The 17,823-nt window shown below is 40.0% G+C and carries 15 protein-coding genes and 11 tRNA genes; 3 read left to right on the top strand and 23 right to left on the bottom strand.

Annotation, left to right across the window (positions count from 1 at the left end):
- Positions 1 to 85: 85 nt before the first annotated feature.
- From HWV01_RS05195 to uvrY, 16 genes are all read right to left on the bottom strand, one after another.
- Positions 86 to 1,555 (bottom strand): sigma-54 dependent transcriptional regulator, encoded by a 1,470-nt coding sequence (locus tag HWV01_RS05195; RefSeq protein ID WP_211674401.1) that lies wholly within the window; start codon positions 1,553 to 1,555, stop codon positions 86 to 88.
- 275 nt (positions 1,556 to 1,830) lie between these two features.
- Positions 1,831 to 2,766, bottom strand: a complete 936-nt coding sequence (gene secF, locus HWV01_RS05190) for a protein translocase subunit SecF (protein WP_211674400.1) — start codon at positions 2,764 to 2,766, stop codon at positions 1,831 to 1,833.
- A gap of 2 nt (positions 2,767 to 2,768) precedes the next feature.
- Positions 2,769 to 4,607 carry a protein translocase subunit SecD gene (secD, locus tag HWV01_RS05185; protein WP_211674399.1) on the bottom strand — a complete coding sequence of 613 codons (1,839 nt, stop codon included), beginning with the start codon at positions 4,605 to 4,607 and terminating at the stop codon, positions 2,769 to 2,771.
- 273 nt (positions 4,608 to 4,880) lie between these two features.
- Positions 4,881 to 5,333: a hypothetical protein gene (locus HWV01_RS05180; protein WP_211674398.1), complete on the bottom strand. Its 453-nt coding sequence runs from the start codon at positions 5,331 to 5,333 to the stop codon at positions 4,881 to 4,883.
- 139 nt (positions 5,334 to 5,472) lie between these two features.
- Positions 5,473 to 5,558 (bottom strand) — tRNA-Leu (locus tag HWV01_RS05175).
- Positions 5,559 to 5,695: 137 nt separating this feature from the next.
- Positions 5,696 to 6,244 (bottom strand): prepilin-type N-terminal cleavage/methylation domain-containing protein, encoded by a 549-nt coding sequence (locus HWV01_RS05170; RefSeq protein WP_211674397.1) that lies wholly within the window; start codon positions 6,242 to 6,244, stop codon positions 5,696 to 5,698.
- A gap of 312 nt (positions 6,245 to 6,556) precedes the next feature.
- Positions 6,557 to 6,642: transfer RNA gene (locus HWV01_RS05165), tRNA-Leu, on the bottom strand.
- Positions 6,643 to 6,709: 67 nt separating this feature from the next.
- Positions 6,710 to 6,783, bottom strand: a tRNA-Cys gene (locus HWV01_RS05160).
- Positions 6,784 to 6,870: 87 nt separating this feature from the next.
- Positions 6,871 to 6,956: transfer RNA gene (locus HWV01_RS05155), tRNA-Leu, on the bottom strand.
- Between the two features lie 68 nt (positions 6,957 to 7,024).
- Positions 7,025 to 7,098, bottom strand: a tRNA-Cys gene (locus HWV01_RS05150).
- Between the two features lie 88 nt (positions 7,099 to 7,186).
- Positions 7,187 to 7,272: transfer RNA gene (locus tag HWV01_RS05145), tRNA-Leu, on the bottom strand.
- 67 nt (positions 7,273 to 7,339) lie between these two features.
- Positions 7,340 to 7,413, bottom strand: a tRNA-Cys gene (locus tag HWV01_RS05140).
- 38 nt (positions 7,414 to 7,451) lie between these two features.
- A tRNA-Leu gene (locus tag HWV01_RS05135) sits at positions 7,452 to 7,537 on the bottom strand.
- 226 nt (positions 7,538 to 7,763) lie between these two features.
- A complete protein-coding gene (pgsA, locus tag HWV01_RS05130) occupies positions 7,764 to 8,342 on the bottom strand; it encodes a CDP-diacylglycerol--glycerol-3-phosphate 3-phosphatidyltransferase (protein ID WP_211674396.1) in 579 nt (192 codons plus the stop codon).
- A gap of 49 nt (positions 8,343 to 8,391) precedes the next feature.
- Positions 8,392 to 10,269 carry an excinuclease ABC subunit UvrC gene (gene uvrC / locus HWV01_RS05125; protein WP_211674395.1) on the bottom strand — a complete coding sequence of 626 codons (1,878 nt, stop codon included), beginning with the start codon at positions 10,267 to 10,269 and terminating at the stop codon, positions 8,392 to 8,394.
- A 35-nt stretch (positions 10,270 to 10,304) separates the two neighbouring features.
- Complete coding sequence (uvrY, locus tag HWV01_RS05120) at positions 10,305 to 10,949, bottom strand: UvrY/SirA/GacA family response regulator transcription factor (RefSeq protein ID WP_211674394.1); 645 nt, start codon at positions 10,947 to 10,949, stop codon at positions 10,305 to 10,307.
- A 374-nt stretch (positions 10,950 to 11,323) separates the two neighbouring features.
- On the opposite strand from uvrY, the gene HWV01_RS05115 reads away from it, so the two are divergent.
- Complete coding sequence (locus HWV01_RS05115) at positions 11,324 to 11,485, top strand: oxidoreductase-like domain-containing protein (protein ID WP_211674393.1); 162 nt, start codon at positions 11,324 to 11,326, stop codon at positions 11,483 to 11,485.
- A gap of 93 nt (positions 11,486 to 11,578) precedes the next feature.
- Here the strand turns inward: HWV01_RS05115 and HWV01_RS05110 are convergent.
- The 3 genes from HWV01_RS05110 to HWV01_RS05100 all read right to left on the bottom strand — a co-directional run bounded on the left by HWV01_RS05110 (position 11,579) and on the right by HWV01_RS05100 (position 12,462).
- Positions 11,579 to 11,669 (bottom strand) — tRNA-Ser (locus HWV01_RS05110).
- Positions 11,670 to 11,963: 294 nt separating this feature from the next.
- Positions 11,964 to 12,054 (bottom strand) — tRNA-Ser (locus HWV01_RS05105).
- 317 nt (positions 12,055 to 12,371) lie between these two features.
- Positions 12,372 to 12,462 (bottom strand) — tRNA-Ser (locus HWV01_RS05100).
- Positions 12,463 to 12,654: 192 nt separating this feature from the next.
- On the opposite strand from HWV01_RS05100, the gene HWV01_RS05095 reads away from it, so the two are divergent.
- Together HWV01_RS05095 and HWV01_RS05090 are read left to right on the top strand one after the other, a co-directional pair.
- Positions 12,655 to 13,317 (top strand): Bax inhibitor-1 family protein, encoded by a 663-nt coding sequence (locus HWV01_RS05095; RefSeq protein WP_211674392.1) that lies wholly within the window; start codon positions 12,655 to 12,657, stop codon positions 13,315 to 13,317.
- Between the two features lie 185 nt (positions 13,318 to 13,502).
- Complete coding sequence (locus HWV01_RS05090; RefSeq protein ID WP_045112642.1) at positions 13,503 to 13,832, top strand: TusE/DsrC/DsvC family sulfur relay protein; 330 nt, start codon at positions 13,503 to 13,505, stop codon at positions 13,830 to 13,832.
- Between the two features lie 157 nt (positions 13,833 to 13,989).
- On the opposite strand, the gene serS is transcribed toward HWV01_RS05090, so the two are convergent.
- The 4 genes from serS to lolA all read right to left on the bottom strand — a co-directional run bounded on the left by serS (position 13,990) and on the right by lolA (position 17,822).
- On the bottom strand, positions 13,990 to 15,276 hold the full coding sequence (serS, locus tag HWV01_RS05085; RefSeq protein WP_211674391.1) for a serine--tRNA ligase: 1,287 nt from the start codon (positions 15,274 to 15,276) through the stop codon (positions 13,990 to 13,992).
- A 145-nt stretch (positions 15,277 to 15,421) separates the two neighbouring features.
- Positions 15,422 to 15,805 carry a fluoride efflux transporter CrcB gene (gene crcB / locus HWV01_RS05080; RefSeq protein WP_211674390.1) on the bottom strand — a complete coding sequence of 128 codons (384 nt, stop codon included), beginning with the start codon at positions 15,803 to 15,805 and terminating at the stop codon, positions 15,422 to 15,424.
- Between the two features lie 59 nt (positions 15,806 to 15,864).
- Positions 15,865 to 17,202, bottom strand: coding sequence for a replication-associated recombination protein A (locus tag HWV01_RS05075; protein WP_211674389.1), 1,338 nt, complete (start codon positions 17,200 to 17,202; stop codon positions 15,865 to 15,867).
- Positions 17,202 to 17,822 carry an outer membrane lipoprotein chaperone LolA gene (gene lolA, locus HWV01_RS05070; RefSeq protein ID WP_211674388.1) on the bottom strand — a complete coding sequence of 207 codons (621 nt, stop codon included), beginning with the start codon at positions 17,820 to 17,822 and terminating at the stop codon, positions 17,202 to 17,204. The genes HWV01_RS05075 and lolA overlap by 1 nt, the downstream gene beginning before the upstream one ends.
- Position 17,823 lies beyond the last annotated feature (1 nt).

Raw genomic sequence — 17,823 nt, 5'->3', positions numbered from 1 at the left:
TATAAATGAAAAAAGCCCAATTTCACGTTGAGCTTTCTCGTTTATTTTATCAACGATAAGTAAATCTATACTTGGTTACATTTATTTAGGCTTCTTTCTGTAATCCATACTTACGCATTTTTTCAACCAATGTCGTTCTACGCATGCCAAGTTGATCTGCTGCTCGGGCGACAACGTGCGCTTGTTGATCAAGGGCTTGTTTGATCATATCGATTTCGAATTCGGCCAGCATCTCTTTCAGATTAACGCCGCGTTCAGGCAAACTATTTGGCATCGAGAAGAAACCATCTTCTTGTGACTCTTCTTCTATATCGGCAAAAATATCATCATTAAACATTGCAGATATTGCATCGCGCTCAGCTAATTCACTCGGTAACTCTGAACTAATGATCTGACTTTCACCATCATCGTTATAACGGTATTTAGCAGGTAACTCACCAATATCAACAATATTACCAGCCGTCATGATCAGTAAACGTTCGATCAAATTCGATAATTCACGAACATTACCGGGCCATGAATGTTGCATTAACGATTCCATTGCCCGTTGAGTAAACAAGATTGTCGCATCATGCTCTGCTTCGTGTCGGCGTAATAACTCTTGGATCAATAATGGAATATCGTCAGGACGAGCACGTAATGCCGGACTTTCAATTGGGAATACATTTAATCGGTAATAAAGATCTTCACGGAATTCGCCATCAAGGATCATTTGTTCTAAATTACGGTGTGTTGCCGCAATAATTCTGACATCAGCTTTAATTGCTTTACTGCCACCCACGCGTTCAAAAACACGTTCTTGTAAAACACGTAATAATTTCACTTGCATTGGCTGTGGCATATCACCAATTTCATCAAGAAATAAAGTACCACCACTTGCGAGTTCAAAACGACCTTTACGCGCTGAAAACGCACCGGTAAATGCACCTTTTTCATGACCGAATAACTCACTTTCTAATAATTCAGCCGGAATAGCACCACAATTAACGGGGACAAAAGGACCTTTACTGCGTGATGAAGCATCGTGAATTGAACGAGCAATCACTTCTTTACCTGTTCCTGACTCACCGAGAACTAAAACATTAGCACTCTTAGTCGCAACTTGAGTAATCAAATGGCGAACACTTTGAATCGCATCACCACGCCCTATTAACTGTTTAATTAATGCTTTTGAGGCCGAGGTTGATTGACCTAACTTACTCGTAACACATTGGCGATAAGATTGACAACGTCCAAGTAAAAGTGTCAGCTGGTGATAGGAAAAAGGATGCTCGATATGACCAATTAAATTACCTTGCTTTGATGCAGTTTCCTCTGTACCAAACGTCAAAAATGGATTCATTGGGTTAGCATCAAGTAACGCAAATAATTCCTTTTCTGAATACCTATCTGAAGAAACGATAACACTATTTGCAGCAAGATCGATCTTTGCACTAATGTCGATGTGAGAGTCATAACTCTGCCAGCCTTCTCCAAGAAAGGACAATATCGTTTCTAAATTTTGTCTCCGTTCAATATTTTCATCAATTACAAAAACTGACTTAGTAGTATCCATATTACTGCCTACGCTAAACTTTACTCAAACTTAAATAAATAAACCACAGTTAACCTACTGTTAAATAGTGTCAAAAACTAACCAACGCCAATTTATTGACATAGCTATAGTACACATTCCTAAATCAAGATGAAACAACGGTAGGGGTTAATTAGAAGTTAGAGTAAAAATAGTCTGTGCTATATCACATTATCTACATATTGATCTGTTTATCATAGATAAACGCGCGGAATTAACAAACCCACGCGCTCAAATTACCTACAATAATAAATGTATTAGTCTTCGTAACCCCCCTCTTTCAACTCAACGACCTGATAATGTCGGGCATTTAACCCCCAGAATTCAGGTAATGTAGTCGAAACAGCAATCGATGACCATGTACCGACAATTAAACCAATGAACATCGCAACAGAGAATCCATTCAAAGGTTCGCCCCCAAGTAACCACAATGCCGAGACCGTCATTAAGGTTGTTCCAGATGTCACCATTGTGCGCGATAGAGTTGACCCAATCGCATCATTATTCACATCAGCAATGGCTAAATTAGGCTTAAGAATAAGTAACTCGCGGATACGATCCCCAATAATAATAGAATCATTTAATGAATAACCGATAATCGCCAATATCGCCGCAAATACCGTCAAGTTAAACTCGAGTTGTAATGCAGCAAACACCCCAAGTACAAATAAGACATCATGCAACAAGGCAAATAATGCACCCGACGCTAGGCGCCACTCAAAGCGATAACTTAAATACGCCATGATACACAACATCGAGACTAAGATCGCTAGGCCACCTTGTTCCGCTAACTCTTGTCCAACTTGAGATCCGACAATACTGGTGTTTAGTACTTGAATATTTGTTGATAATGGCGCGAGTACCTCTGTGATATTCGGAATACCCATACCATTCGCTGGTTCCGCGTAGCGTAAGATCCACCGCCCCATCTCACCCCCTTCAATAACATTAACATTTTGGTTCAATGCCGATTGTAATAAAGGCGAAATCTCACTCATTGTGATCGTTGGATCCATCTGCACTTCAGTAATAACACCACCAGTGAAGTCTACCCCCCAATTCAGTCCATTAATACTAAGAAATGCGATCGCAACAAGCATAAAAACCACTGATATCGCACTGCTGATATAACGTAATTGACTGTAGTTATTACTATTGTTTTTGTTACTATTGTTTATATTGATAGTCATCATTATTATACCTTCAAGTCATGACGAGTATCACGACCCCATAATTTATTAATTAATGCACGTGATACTAAGATGCCTGTAAACATACTGGTTAAAATACCTAAGCCCAGCGTTAAAGCGAATCCTTGCACGGGTCCCCTGCCGATCGAATACAGTACAACCGCAATAATTAAGGTGGTGATATTGGCATCAACAATCGTAGCAAATGCACTATCAAAACCACGGTCAATGGCTTGTGCAAAACTACGTCCTTCTCGTAATTTATCTCGAATACGCTCAAACACTAGTACATTTGTATCGACGGCCATACCAACAGTCAGTACTAACCCTGCAATACCAGGTAGCGTTAATACAGCACCTGGAATCAGGGCTAATAGGCCAAATAAAATAATAATATTAGCAATGAGTGCTATATTCGCAACCCAGCCTAGACGGCGATACCACAGCGCCATAAATACCAAGGTTAAACCCAGCCCGAGCGCTAATGCTGAGAAGCCATTTTGAATATTATCGGCCCCCAGTGAAGGACCTATCGTTCTTTCTTCAACAATCGTCACAGGTGCAGTTAACGACCCTGCACGTAGCAACAATGCAAGCTCTTGTGCATCAGCCATATTCCCTGCACCCGTGATTCTAAATTGACTGCCTAGCTGGGCTTGAATAGTAGCAACACTAATAATATTGTTGGTCTTTTTAGTGGAACCATCCGCGTTACGACTGTACTCGCTGTAGAGCGTTGCCATCGGCTTACCAATATTATGCTTGGTAAAGCTCGACATTTTTTTCCCCCCCGCATTATCTAACGTAATATTAACCTCTGCCGCCCCTATTTCACCAACACTGGCTCGAGCATCAATAATGTGTTCACCACCCAAAATAGCATCACGCGCAATGCGGATTGGCATACCATCGTTATTGTTAACCAGCATGCTGCCATTGCGCACGGTTTCAAGTTCGTGGAATGCTAGGCTCGCGGTTGCACCTATTACATTTTTTGCCGTCGCCGGATCTTGCACACCGGGTAATTCAATACGGATACGATGCTCACCTTGACGCTGAACCATCGCTTCAGTAATACCTAACTCTGCGATACGACTGCGCATAGTTTGCAAGTTTTGCTGCACTGTCAGGTTAATGATGTCTGTCTTTTCAGTTTTCGGAATACTCACCTCAACCAATAACCCCGAACTCTGAGTTACTTTCCATTGCGGATAACTGTTGTGCATTAATTTCAATAATGTGACTTTTGCTTCATCGGTGGGCAAGTTCAGTTGCAAACTATTATTATGATTAATGCTAATTCGAACACCTCGAAACCCTTCCTCACGAAAATCAGAACGTAAACTATCTACCAATTGCTGTGATCTGATATTGAATACAGGTTCCATATCAACATCTAGCAAGAACTGCACACCACCACGTAGATCTAAGCCTAATTTGATTGGCTTCAATCCCATACTCTGTAACCAAAACGGTGCGGCAGAAACGAGTGCTAAAGTAATATCATCATCTGCTGGCAATGTGGCTTCGAGTATCGCCTTAGCACGTGTTTGAGAGCTTGAGCCTGTTAACACTATCGTGGTTTTATCCATATCTTGATCGATACGTGTTACCGCAATATTACTTTCTTCTAGTGCCTGCTTAAGCACGTGAATAGCGGGTTGTTGACCTTGTTTATGGTTAATTTGCAGTGCAGGATCTTCACCATATATAGTAGGGATCGCACTTAATAGCATAATTAAGACAGTACAGATTAAAACCACATACTTCCAACCTGCATAATGGTTAAGCCGTTTACGTTGAACTTTTGAATTTGTTATTTTTGTCATTTGATAGCAGTCCATCAATGCCAAGCTTTACATAAAGACCATTTATATACTGTTTTCTGTATATAAATAGTGCGTTATATAAGTACCGTTTATAAAATTAAAGCGGTGGCATATAGGTGATTAACTCGCTTATAACTCGCTGACAATAGGACCATTAAAAACGCTATTTACAGTACGTTTGCACTATTTGCAATACCATATACGGCGCTATTTATAGAACTCTTTAGGGAATATAAGCAGATAATAAAGGCAACAAAAAAGCAGTGTGTTTAATACTTACATTTTTGTCTAAACAAATGTAATAACAGCAGGATACTGACGGTGGGAATATAAAAGATTACTGTCTTTCCAGCCCGATAGTCGAGACTTAGAACACGATATCTGAGTCAACCAATGTTGATAAAAATTAATATTAACCGCATAGCCAATCACAAAAGACGGCGATGGTGGAATAGATAATTCAATCTCTATCTGATAGTCCGGTTCAGGATTATTTAACAGTAAGCGACCAGCACTGGTATAACGAGAGGTTTCCGTTAAAGCAAATTCATAAGCATGAATTGGTAATGATACAGAAGGTTGTTCTGATTCACCGAGATCTTGGTAAGCAATACCCGCTTCATTTGCATTTACAAGTAAAGAGACTGGCGCTAATAACGGTTTTGATGATATCGCTAATTCTGTGTCAGCCTGAGCATTAAAGCCCATAACCATAACAAACAACAGAGTAAAATAGCGCATCAACCGAAGTAGCATAGAAGATAAATAACCGTAAAGGATAATTAGATATCATAATCACTCGAGTTTAAAGATACAAGGATTATTTTAAATGCCAGAAAGCAAAAAAGGCTTACCGTTAAGGTAAGCCTTTTTCTAAATTTGGTGCCCGAGGCCGGAATTGAACCGGCACGCCTATTAAGCGAGGGATTTTAAATCCCTTGTGTCTACCGATTTCACCACTCGGGCTGAGTGATAAACTGTTAAGCTGCTGCCTAACCGGATATGCGCTTACTTTACCGTATTCTAAATATGAGTCAATGAAAACCTTTACATAGATATCAGATGGTTGAAAATAAATTCAATATGCTCATAATCACAACGATTTAACAATCAACACTGTGTACTGTTATTATATTCTTACGTGTTTCAGCCGCGTTTTCATATTCGACATAACATTTAACATTATGATTTGTTATCTCAGAACGTTCATTTTTCCAACTCCTAGGAATAATTTTCAACGTGGCTCCTTCAACAAAAACAAACTGACTATCACTTAAACCCATTGCAGGTTTAAAATGAATATCTTCTTCACCTTGATAAAATGGATAGCTATCGCGGATAAACAGCTTTGAACCATCAGCCATGAAAATATAATAATATCCCTTAGTGACACTCCAATTATCATGCTCATCACAACCAAAAGTACACTCACCTGCGGCTGGGATATTATCAACCAGCGCCTTAAGATGCGCAATCTGACTTTTCTCTTCCAATTGCGCAGCAATACTAGATAATGCAACTATCTTAGCATCGCGGTGAACGTGCATGAACCTAGATAACGCTACCGCGGCTAAAGCAGCCAATATGATCACGGCAACGACCAATTCTATTAATGTAAGACCGCTACTACCTTTATATCTTTTGGCTTTCACTTTTACCACCCAAGTTGACTAAACGGCAACCTAAATAACCATAAAATATTTCATAGTTTCATATAAACGATAATAGACGGTAATAGACGGTAAGCTTGAAATAAACCAGAGTTCAGAAACAATATCAATCATCTTTCTTTTAACCACAGCTGTAAAATCGACTGTCAGAGATACTATTTACAATATAAGATGTTACCCGATAAAGTCGGCTTTGATGAATTCAGATAATCCGAAAAATAAATAACCAGTTTTATACAAAGGTAAATTTTAGACATAAAAAAACCAGCTATAAGCTGGTTTTTTTATAAAAGTTGGTGCCCGAGGCCGGAATTGAACCGGCACGCCTATTAAGCGAGGGATTTTAAATCCCTTGTGTCTACCGATTTCACCACTCGGGCACTGAATTTTGATAATTTATTGGTTCCAGTGCAGAACCAATAAACTTGCTCTTTACAAGCTAAATCATGGAGGCGGGTCCCGAAGTCGAATCGAGGTCCACGGATTTGCAATCCGCTGCATAGCCACTCTGCCAACCCGCCATATACTGCGATGACAAATTAATTGTTAACACAGAGTGCTAATTTTACATCTTAGCGAGATATACTATTTCTAGTATTAGTATTAATTGGTGCCCGAGGCCGGAATTGAACCGGCACGCCTATTAAGCGAGGGATTTTAAATCCCTTGTGTCTACCGATTTCACCACTCGGGCACTGAATTTTTTATAGTTTATTCGTTCCAGTGCAGAACCAAAAAACTTGCTCTTTCAAGCTTAAATCATGGAGGCGGGTCCCGAAGTCGAATCGAGGTCCACGGATTTGCAATCCGCTGCATAGCCACTCTGCCAACCCGCCATATCCTGCCATCACAACGTTCGTTGCTAATACAGGGTGCTAGTTTTACATCTTAGCGAGATATACTATTTCTAGTATTAGTATTAATTGGTGCCCGAGGCCGGAATTGAACCGGCACGCCTATTAAGCGAGGGATTTTAAATCCCTTGTGTCTACCGATTTCACCACTCGGGCACTGAATTTTTATAGTTTATCCGTTCCAGTGCAGAACCAATAAACTTGCTCTTTACAAGCTAAATCATGGAGGCGGGTCCCGAAGTCGAATCGAGGTCCACGGATTTGCAATCCGCTGCATAGCCACTCTGCCAACCCGCCAAATTATATGTTTAATGTTATATCTAACAAAAAGAAATTGGTGCCCGAGGCCAGAATTGAACTGGCACGCCTATTAAGCGAGGGATTTTAAATCCCTTGTGTCTACCGATTTCACCACTCGGGCAATTTCTTTAACATTTCATCTAAGCTGCTTTATATAAACCGCTGTAGACCCTATGTGCTGACGCATTCTACAGACCTAAAAGATAGAGTCAACACCCTTTTATCTTCCGCGATCAAAACGATTACGTTTCAACCTAAACAGTCTGTTTTTTAACTAAAAGGGGTTAAATATCACCGGAATAACGGGATAACCAAAAAATATTCTACCTGACCCGTAGCTGTTACGTCTAATCTTCGCTTGTTAACTCACCCCATGCTGCAGAAAAGTACTGCACCATAGAAACAACCGTTAACACCATTGCGGCATAAAACACGATATAAGCAAGGTAAACCATCCAAGGGCCTTGTTGCCAAACAAAACCGCCTAACGCCATCATTTGAAAGCTTGTTTTCCATTTACCTGCATTACCGACAGCAACATTAGCACGTTTGCCCAAGTCAGCCATCCATTCACGTAAGCCAGAAATAGCCAACTCTCGGCCAATCATGATAAGTGTTGGGATCATGATCCACAATGCACTGTGTTCGCCGACACTCGCCGCGATACGGTCGTGATCACCTGCAACCATCACCAATGCAGTGATAACCATTATTTTATCTGCGACAGGATCAAGGAAAGCACCCAGTTTACTTGATACATTCCAACGTCGAGCTAAATAACCATCAAGGTAGTCAGTTGCACCTGCTACAAAAAAGATCCATGCAGCAATATAAAACGAATTTTCAATTGGTAAATAAAACGCGAGAACAAAAAAAGGAATTAAAATCACGCGAAACAAAGTTAAAATATTTGGTATGTTTTTCATTATTCTCATGCTTTTGAAATTGAAACATCCCTATAGTCCTATATCTTGCTTATTGATGCAATGAATCATAAATTTTTTCTGCTAAATCAATACTTATACCTGGTACTTTTGCTATTTCTTCCCTACTCGCACTACGTAACTGCTGTAATCCCCCCATAAATTTAAGTAATACTTGGCGGCGCTTCGGTCCAACACCAGCAATATTTTCTAAAGAGCTGCTACGTTTAATTTTATTACGACGAGCGCGATGGCCAGTAATCGCAAAACGATGAGATTCATCACGAATATGTTGAACAAGATGTAAAGCTGCTGAATCACTTGGTAAGTAGAATTCTATATCAGGTACATTATCCAACGCACCCGACAAGATTAGCGTCTCCAAACCTGCTTTACGTGTCACACCTTTAGCAATACCAATGATTTTGGGCCGTTTAACAGTAAAATTATCAGCGTATTGAGTTAGCACTCGCTCCGCCTGTGTCATTTGCCCTTTACCACCATCGATAAATAGAATATCAGGTATTTTGTCTATTTCTGTAACCTTCTTAAAGCGGCGATCCAATACTTGCGCCATCGCGGCATAATCATCCCCGCCCGTGATCCCAGTGATATTAAAGTGTCGATAATCTGCTTTATTGGGTCCATCTCGATTAAATACAACACATGAAGCAACCGTCTGTTCGCCGCCAGTATGACTAATGTCAAAACATTCCATACGTTGGATTTTACTATCAAATTTTAATACTTTTTCTAATTCTTTAAAACGATTAAGTACCGTGCTTTTCGTTGCTAGCTTCGTTGTTAATGCCGTTTCAGCGTTAGTAAGCGCCAACCTTAAAAACTTAGACTTGTCTCCTCGCTTAGGGCTAGTTAGCTTTATTTTACGACCCGCAAGTTGACTTAAACTTGATTCAATCAAGTCATTATCTTCAGCAAATTCCGTTAACAATATTTCCTTAGGGATCGCCTGTTCAGTCTCTTTATTCAGGTAGTACTGTAATAAAAACGCCTGAATCACTTCACTCATTTCTGTATTTGCAGGCACTTTAGGAAAATAACTACGACTACCAAACACCTTACCCGAGCGTACGAATAACAAATGTACACAGGCTATACCATTTTTAAAGGCAAATCCGATAACGTCCATCTCACCTAAATCAGATGTCACATACTGCTGCTCTTGAATCGTTCTTAATGCTTGTATCTGATCGCGATAGCGTGCAGCCTCTTCAAATGCTAACAGTTGGCTGGCTTTCTCCATCTTAATCACTAATTCATTAATCACGTCAATATTTTTACCCTTCAAAAATAGCGCAGCAAGATCAACCTGTTGTTGATATTCCTCTGGATTATCCATTTTCACACAAGGACCTAAACACCGCTTAAGTTGGAATTGTAAACACGGACGTGAACGATTTTGATAATAGCTATCTTCACACTGACGCACAGGAAATAGCTTTTGCATTAAATGCAAACTTTCTCGTACAGCACTACCACTTGGATAGGGACCAAAATATTGGCCTTTACGCTTATTCTTATTACGAATAGACGTTAATTGCGGATGTTTATGATCGGTTATCAAAATATAAGGGTAAGACTTATCATCACGCAATGAAACATTATAACGTGGCTGATAGCGTTTAATATAAGTATGCTCAAGCACTAACGCTTCGGTTTCAGAATGCGTAACTGTTACATCAATACCCGTTATATGGGTGACTAATACACGCGTTTTTTCACGATCGACGGTTTTTCGAAAGTAACTGCTTAGGCGTTTATGTAGATCTTTCGCTTTACCGACATAAATAACCACATCTTTATGGTCATACATACGGTAAACACCGGGTTGGTGTGAAACGGTTTTCAAGAAATCTTGATAATTGAATTGTTCTTTTGAAGGCATAAAATAAAAGACGCCCGAAGGCATCTTTCTCAATTGAAATTAAGTAAGGTCATGCTTAATTATAGTGTATCTGCATCTAAGATACCGTGTCTGATCGCAAGGTGAGTCAGTTCTACGTCACCATTAATATTAAGCTTACTGAATAGGCGATAGCGATAAGCATTAACCGTCTTAGAGTTAAGGTGTAATTGTTCGGCAATATCGACCACTCTCTGCCCTTTCGTGATCATCATCATGATTTGTAATTCACGCTCTGACAGAGTTTGGAAAGGGTTTTCATCTGCAGACGAAAATTGACTTAATGCCATCTGTTGTGCAATTTCAGGCGCAATATAACGCTGCCCACTATGTACTTTACGAATTGCACTTAACACTTCGTCAGGTGCTGCACTTTTAGTTAAATAGCCTGCACCGCCTGCTTGCATTACTTTGCTTGGAAATGGTTCTTCCGTGTGTATCGTTAATACGATAATTTTAATATCAGCATTGTTCCGTAAAATTTTGCGAGTCGCTTCTAATCCGCCAATACCTGGCATGTTCATATCCATCAAGATCACATCTGGCTGATTTTCTCGACAAAACTGAACGGCATCCTCTCCGCATGAAACTTCACCCACGACTTTAATACCACGTACATCTTCAAGAATTCGGCGAATCCCGGTACGGACTAATTCGTGATCATCGACAAGGAATACATTAATCAAAAGAATATCTCCGCATACACATAATTTCTAAAGAACATAATACATTAGATGGCCAAAAATAGGTTGTTATTTTTACGCTTAAGTTAACCATAGAAGATAATATATTTATGCCAAATAATAATATGCCATTATATATCAATAATTTAATAACTATATTACTTTAAAGCTAAAATGCGGTTCAGTTAGCAAAATAAATATAGTTACTAAAAAAATGTGAAATATAAAGCTATATACAAGGCCTTTATATAGATATATAAAGGCCTTATACGTTTTTATTATTGATAATACAGCTTATTAATTAACCACCACTGATTTGATCAATGCCATTCAAAATATGTTACATTTTGCCTAACGCTAGCGAAAAGGATAAATCAATGGAAAAACCGCAACCACAGTTAATAGAAAAACCCTACCCACCCGCAGATGACGATTGTTGTGGTGGCGGCGCTTGCTGCCCTTGTGTTTGGGATTATTACTACGAACAACGAAAACGATGGAATGCACAACGTGCCGCATTACTTGAAGAAACTGAATAAAACTGACTAGATGAATAAATTAGAGAGATTAAATAATACCAGATAGCAAAAAGCCGGTACTTAAATAAATAAGTACCGGCTTCTCTATATAGATGGCGGAGGAGGAGAGATTTGAACTCTCGAGGAGCTATTAACCCCTGCTGGTTTTCAAGACCAGTGCATTCGGCCACTCTGCCACCCCTCCGCAGCAATGGAGCGTATAATAGAGATACAGCGTCCAGTTGTAAAGTAAAAAGACCAAACCTTCAAACTTCGCACAAAATAAAACCAACTCGATCAACTTTCTAGCGACAGTCTAAAGCAAGTGTTTAAAAAACATCAGATTCGATATATTTATCAACAAAATAACGGGAATGATAAACTACGCTGAAGAGTAATCGCTAAGATGGCAAAGAAGCAGTGGCGTGAGGAAAGAAAAATAAGGCTTAAGATGCAAAAAAGGCGCTACCTTTTCAGATAGCGCCTTTCTCTATATAGATGGCGGAGGAGGAGAGATTTGAACTCTCGAGGAGCTATTAACCCCTGCTGGTTTTCAAGACCAGTGCATTCGGCCACTCTGCCACCCCTCCGCAGCAATGAGGCGTATAATAGAGATATGATTGAGCGTTGTAAATATCTAGAAGCTAAAAAAACACGTTCAACGAGCTAACCGTTTACTTTTCACTCGCTTCGCACTGTAATTCAACAAAGAGAGGATGCGAGTGGATATGAATAGATATACGTTGTGCTAGTAAAACGGAACAATATGCGAGTAAAGCAATAAGTTCGACTAATACCAAGCTCGTGAGGATACTCACAGCCAAAATGAGATGAATGAGATAAATGAGAGGATGCTAAAATGCAAAAAAGGCGCTACCTTTTCAGATAGCGCCTTTCTCTATATAGATGGCGGAGGAGGAGAGATTTGAACTCTCGAGGAGCTATTAACCCCTGCTGGTTTTCAAGACCAGTGCATTCGGCCACTCTGCCACCCCTCCGCAGCAATGGAGCGTATAATACAGCGTTTGACCTAAAGATAAAGTGTTTTTAAAATTTAATCACATTTTTAAGCAGAAAGGCTTGTTTTTAGCTTATTTGGCTATAAATTAACTATATTGTCATATTATGTCGGAACTTTAGGGTATACTGACAATCTAACTAGCTGTGTTAATAATTAAGGAAAAGACACCATGCAACAACGTACGATTCAGACTCAGTCGCAGACAAGCGTACTCGCGACGAATAAGGTGCTTAAAAACACCTATATGCTATTAGCGATGACACTAGCGTTTTCAGCGTTAGTTGCTAGCGCAGTGGTTACATTAAACTTACCTTCTCCAGGTATCATAATTACCCTAGTTGGTGTGTACGGATTAATGTACCTAACAGAAAAAAACCGCAACAACTCAATGGGTATTTTATTTGTATTCTTATTCACAGGTTTCTTAGGTTATACCGTTGGCCCATTAATTAACATGTACTTAGGCGCGGGTATGGGTGATGTTGTCGTATTAGCACTTGCTGGTACTGCATTTACTTTCTTTGCTCTGTCTGCATATGTGCTAACAACCAAAAAGGATATGTCTTTTCTTAGTGGCATGATGATGGCAGGTTTTGTCGTACTTATAGTAGCTATGATTGGTAACATATTTTTACAAATTCCAGCGCTTAGTCTAGCAATCAGTGCTATGTTTATTCTGTTTTCATCTGGAGCTATCTTGATGCAAACAAGTTCTATCATTCACGGTGGTGAAACAAGCTACATCTCAGCGACTGTCACTATCTTTGTTTCACTATATAATATCTTTGTTAGCTTATTACAAATCTTAGGTATTATGAGTAGCGACGACTAATCTCGTTGTTAGTTAATAAAGTAAATATAACGCCTTATTAGTTAAGTCACGTTAATTTAAATGCTACTCATGCAGAATTGATTTAAGTTATACTGCGGCATAAGAAGTTAAGTTATATTTATACATAGTGAAAAGCCTCGTTTGACGAGGCTTTTTTGTTTTCCCTCTACGATTAGTTTATGCCTATGTTAATTATCAATGAACAAGAAATCGCAACCGACAAACTGGGTTATTTACTTAACTCTAGCGATTGGAGTGAAGCACTTGCACCAATTATTGCTGAGCAAGAAGGTATCAGCCTTAGCCCAGCTCATTGGGAAGTTGTTCATTTCGTGCGTAATTTTTACCTTGAATACAATACCTCACCTGCTATCCGCGCATTAGTAAAAGCAATGGCGAAGAAACTGGGGGCAGATAAAGGTAATAGCATCTATTTATATAAGCTGTTTCCTAAAGGCCCTGCGAAACAAGCAACCAAAATAGCGGGATTGCCTAAACCAGCGAAATGCCTTTAATCGACGCTCTAATTAGCGTTCCTGTTAACACGAGCCCCATTATATTGAATAATTAATGAAGGGATTTTGTTAAACCAGAAACCAAAAAGCCCCGCTGAGTTATTCGTATAACTCAGCGGGGCTTTTATTTAACTGACTCTTTATTAGAGCAGTCAGATTAACCCATGTGCGTTAGGCCGCCCATGTAGCCTTGTAATACTTCAGGTACTTCAACACGGCCATCAGCAAGCTGATAGTTCTCTAGAATCGCAACAAGTGTACGACCTACCGCTAAACCTGAACCGTTTAGTGTGTGTAGTAGTACTGGCTTTTTATTATCTTTAAGACGCGTACGCGCTTGTAGACGACGAGCTTGAAAATCTTCACAGTTAGAAATTGAAGAAATTTCACGGTACGTTTTCTGTGCAGGAACCCATACTTCTAGGTCATATGTTTTCGCTGCGCCAAAGCCCATATCACCCGTACACAATGTCACTACACGGTATGGCAAGTTAAGCTTGATTAAGATGTTTTCAGCGTGCTGACGCATCTCTTCAAGTGCTTCGTATGATTTTTCAGGGTGTGCTAATTGCACCATCTCAACTTTATCAAACTGATGCTGACGAATCAGGCCACGTGTATCACGACCATAAGAACCCGCTTCACTACGGAAACAAGGTGTATGAGCAGTCAAACGTACAGGTAGATCAGCTTCGTCAGTAATAGTATCACGTGCAGTATTCGTCACAGGTACTTCAGCAGTTGGGATCAGGCTTAGACCTTGACCTTCTTCTGTTGCAGGTTTTGTGTGGAATAGGTCTTCACCGAATTTAGGTAATTGACCAGTGCCGTATAGCGAATCAGCGTTAACAAGGTAAGGTACATATAATTCTGTATAACCGTGTTCTTCTGTGTGTGTATCAAGCATAAATTGCGCGATAGCACGGTGCATACGTGCAATTTGGCCACGCATAACAATGAAACGTGAACCGGTAATTTTAACTGCATTTTTAAAATCAAGACCGTTAAGCGCTTCGCCTACATCAACATGATCTTTAATTTCAAAATCAAATTCTTTTGGTTGACCCCAACGCTTTAACTCCACATTGTCATCTTCATCTTTACCTAGTGGCGCAGATGGATGTGGCAGGTTTGGTAGCGATAGTGCAATATCTTCAATTTTAGTGAGTAACTCAGCCAGTTCAGCTTTAGCCGCATCAAGTTCTTCGCCTAATTTGCCCACTTCAGCTAATAGTGGTTGAATATCTTCACCACTTGCTTTTGCTTTACCAATGGATTTAGAACGTACGTTACGATCATTCTGTAGTTGCTCTGTACGGATCTGTAATGCTTTACGCTGTTCTTCTAATGATTTGATTGTATCAACGTCTAGTTCAAAACCACGGCTCGCTAAACGCTGTTTAGCTTCTTCTAAGTCTGCTCGAAGAAATTTAGGATCTAACATTCTTTACCTACTCTGCTTGTTTTATTTCGACCAGAGTGCGATTTCCTTGCTCTGGGCCCAAAATATCTGTTGGTATTATTAACACGTATTATTTTAACGTGTATTTACTCTTTCATCACGGTATTTATACTTAAAATACGGGTCTTTATGCTCGAAATACTAAGCGCATACCTAAATATGCAACAAAAATACACACGAATACGTTTAAAGATACATTTAGCCCTGCTTTTAACCACTCACCTTGCTGTAATAACAACAAAGAATCCATCGAAAATGTCGAAAATGTCGTCAACGCACCTAAGAAACCTAAACCTATAAGTTGGCGCCAAGGTGTTTCTGCAATGATGTTGTCATCAAGTAGGGCGAACAATACGCCCATCAATAACGAACCTAAAATATTTACAATTAGTGTACCGAAAGGAAAACCCTTGCCTAGTACCGCCGTTGCAGTCTGGGCAATAACAGTCCGTAATACCGCACCTGTTGCACCGCCCAGTGCAACAAAACCGTATAATGCTAAATTATTCATTGATAGTGCCCTGCTTTATTCATTGATAGTTCTCTGTTCATTAATTAATAGTACCGTGTTTATTTATAACGTTGTCTTGGACTATTGATATCGAGCTGATGCAAGTAATCAAGTTTTTGCTTGATTTGCTTTTCAACGCCGCGATCAACAGGATGGTATAACTTAGTACCTTGCAATGCTTCTGGCATATAACATTCACCCGGTGCATACGCGCCTACTTCATCATGAGCATAACGATAGTCATCACCATAACCAAGATCGGACATTAGCTTGGTTGGTGCATTACGTAAGTGCATAGGTACATCAAAATCAGGTTGTTCTTGTACTAACATTTTCGCTTGTGAGAATGCAGTATAAACCGAGTTACTTTTGGCCGCGGATGCGAGATACACGATCGCTTGGGCAATCGCTCTTTCACCTTCATAAGCGCCAACACGGCTAAAACAATCCCATGCCGATACAGCAACTTGCATCGCCCTTGGATCCGCATTACCGATATCTTCTGACGCAATAGCAAGCAGACGTCGTGCTATATGCAATGGATCACAACCACCAGCCAGCATACGTGCAAACCAATATAAAGCGGCATCGGGAGATGAACCACGAATTGACTTATGCAGGGCAGACATCAGATCGTAATAAAGCTCACCTTTGTTATCAAAGCCATTCACTTTACGACCGACGACAGACATCAGCCTTTCAAGGGTGATAAACTTACCTTGCCCTTCGTCTTCAGCCATATCATTTAATAGCTCGAGATAATTAAGGCTCTTTCTGGCATCGCCATCAGCTAACTCACAGAGCTTTTCTTTTACACCTGGCGCAAAGTTAAATTTAACATTAGCAAGACCTCGCGTATCAGTCAGCGCTTGATCAACAACTTGTTGGATCTCGTCAACGGTTAATTTTTTCAGTACATACACACGCGCACGTGATAATAATGCGTTGTTTAATTCAAATGACGGGTTTTCGGTCGTTGCACCGATAAAGATAATCGTGCCATCTTCGATATGTGGTAAAAATGCATCTTGCTGGCTTTTATTAAAGCGATGAACTTCATCCACAAATAAAATAGTGCGATAGCCTTGGATGGCATTATCTTTGGCTTTTTCTATCGCTAAACGAATATCTTTAATACCCGATGTAACGGCATGTACCCGCTCGACTCTCGCATCACAGTAATGGGCAATCATCTCTGCGATCGTGGTTTTACCTGTTCCAGGTGGCCCCCATAAAATCATCGAATGAGCATGACCAGCCAGCAGTGCACGATGTAAAGGCTTACCCTCACCAAGAATATGGGTTTGACCAATATATTGCGACATTTTTTCTGGTCGCATTCTGGCTGCTAAAGGTTGGAAATCAGGACTAAAATCAAGTGACATCGTATTATTCATTAGCGTTGATCATCTATATCTGTATCTTCCGGGATAATAAAGTTAAACAACGCAGGATCCATCTTATTCATTGTCTTATGATTTGTTAACGCAAACTGGCTATGTTGACCTTGTTGCTCTTGTACCGAGAATTGTGACATTTCACCTTGCTTAAATTGTAAAGTAAATACAGCCGCAGCAGGATCATTAGGCGTGATAACAGTATAAACACCCGCCTTTTTAGTAACGCGATAATTTCCCCATGCAGCTTGCTCTGAGCCTGCAATTAACATAAAGGGTGTATTTGCAATCGCATCTTTAAGTGAGTAGATACTAACTTGTTCAACAAACGGATTGTAAAACCACAAACTTTCACCGTTCGATACGATCAATTGCTCATCAGGTGACACAGTCTCCCAACGAAACTGATTCGGGCGCTGCAATTGCATAGAGCCTTGCGCTGTCGATAAGTTATCCCCCTCAGCAGACGTAACGGTTTGTGTAAAGTCAGCACTGAATGGTTTTAATTGAGCAAGTTGACCTTGTAGCTCTTCTTTAACACTTTGTGCGTGCGTTAGCATTGATGCAGTCATGAGTACTGCAGTTGCTACGATTTTTTTTAGTGATATTTTCTGTTTCATA

Origin of the sequence: Moritella sp. 5 (assembly GCF_018219455.1) — a bacterium.
Classification (GTDB): Bacteria; Pseudomonadota; Gammaproteobacteria; order Enterobacterales; family Moritellaceae; genus Moritella.
The sequence above is the reverse complement of the archived record's forward strand: the minus strand, read 5'-3'. Positions and strand labels throughout refer to the sequence as shown.

Coding starts and splice junctions, on each gene's coding strand:
- pgsA (WP_211674396.1), bottom strand. CDS start 8,342: ATGAAAAACATACCAAATATTTTAACTTTGTTTCGCGTGATTTTAATT.
- HWV01_RS05090 (WP_045112642.1), top strand. CDS start 13,503: ATGTTAATTATCAATGAACAAGAAATCGCAACCGACAAACTGGGTTAT.
- serS (WP_211674391.1), bottom strand. CDS start 15,276: ATGTTAGATCCTAAATTTCTTCGAGCAGACTTAGAAGAAGCTAAACAG.
- HWV01_RS05095 (WP_211674392.1), top strand. CDS start 12,655: ATGCAACAACGTACGATTCAGACTCAGTCGCAGACAAGCGTACTCGCG.
- HWV01_RS05115 (WP_211674393.1), top strand. CDS start 11,324: ATGGAAAAACCGCAACCACAGTTAATAGAAAAACCCTACCCACCCGCA.
- secF (WP_211674400.1), bottom strand. CDS start 2,766: ATGATGACTATCAATATAAACAATAGTAACAAAAACAATAGTAATAAC.
- secD (WP_211674399.1), bottom strand. CDS start 4,607: ATGGACTGCTATCAAATGACAAAAATAACAAATTCAAAAGTTCAACGT.
- HWV01_RS05075 (WP_211674389.1), bottom strand. CDS start 17,202: ATGAATAATACGATGTCACTTGATTTTAGTCCTGATTTCCAACCTTTA.
- crcB (WP_211674390.1), bottom strand. CDS start 15,805: ATGAATAATTTAGCATTATACGGTTTTGTTGCACTGGGCGGTGCAACA.
- HWV01_RS05180 (WP_211674398.1), bottom strand. CDS start 5,333: ATGCGCTATTTTACTCTGTTGTTTGTTATGGTTATGGGCTTTAATGCT.
- lolA (WP_211674388.1), bottom strand. CDS start 17,822: ATGAAACAGAAAATATCACTAAAAAAAATCGTAGCAACTGCAGTACTC.
- HWV01_RS05195 (WP_211674401.1), bottom strand. CDS start 1,555: ATGGATACTACTAAGTCAGTTTTTGTAATTGATGAAAATATTGAACGG.
- uvrC (WP_211674395.1), bottom strand. CDS start 10,269: ATGCCTTCGGGCGTCTTTTATTTTATGCCTTCAAAAGAACAATTCAAT.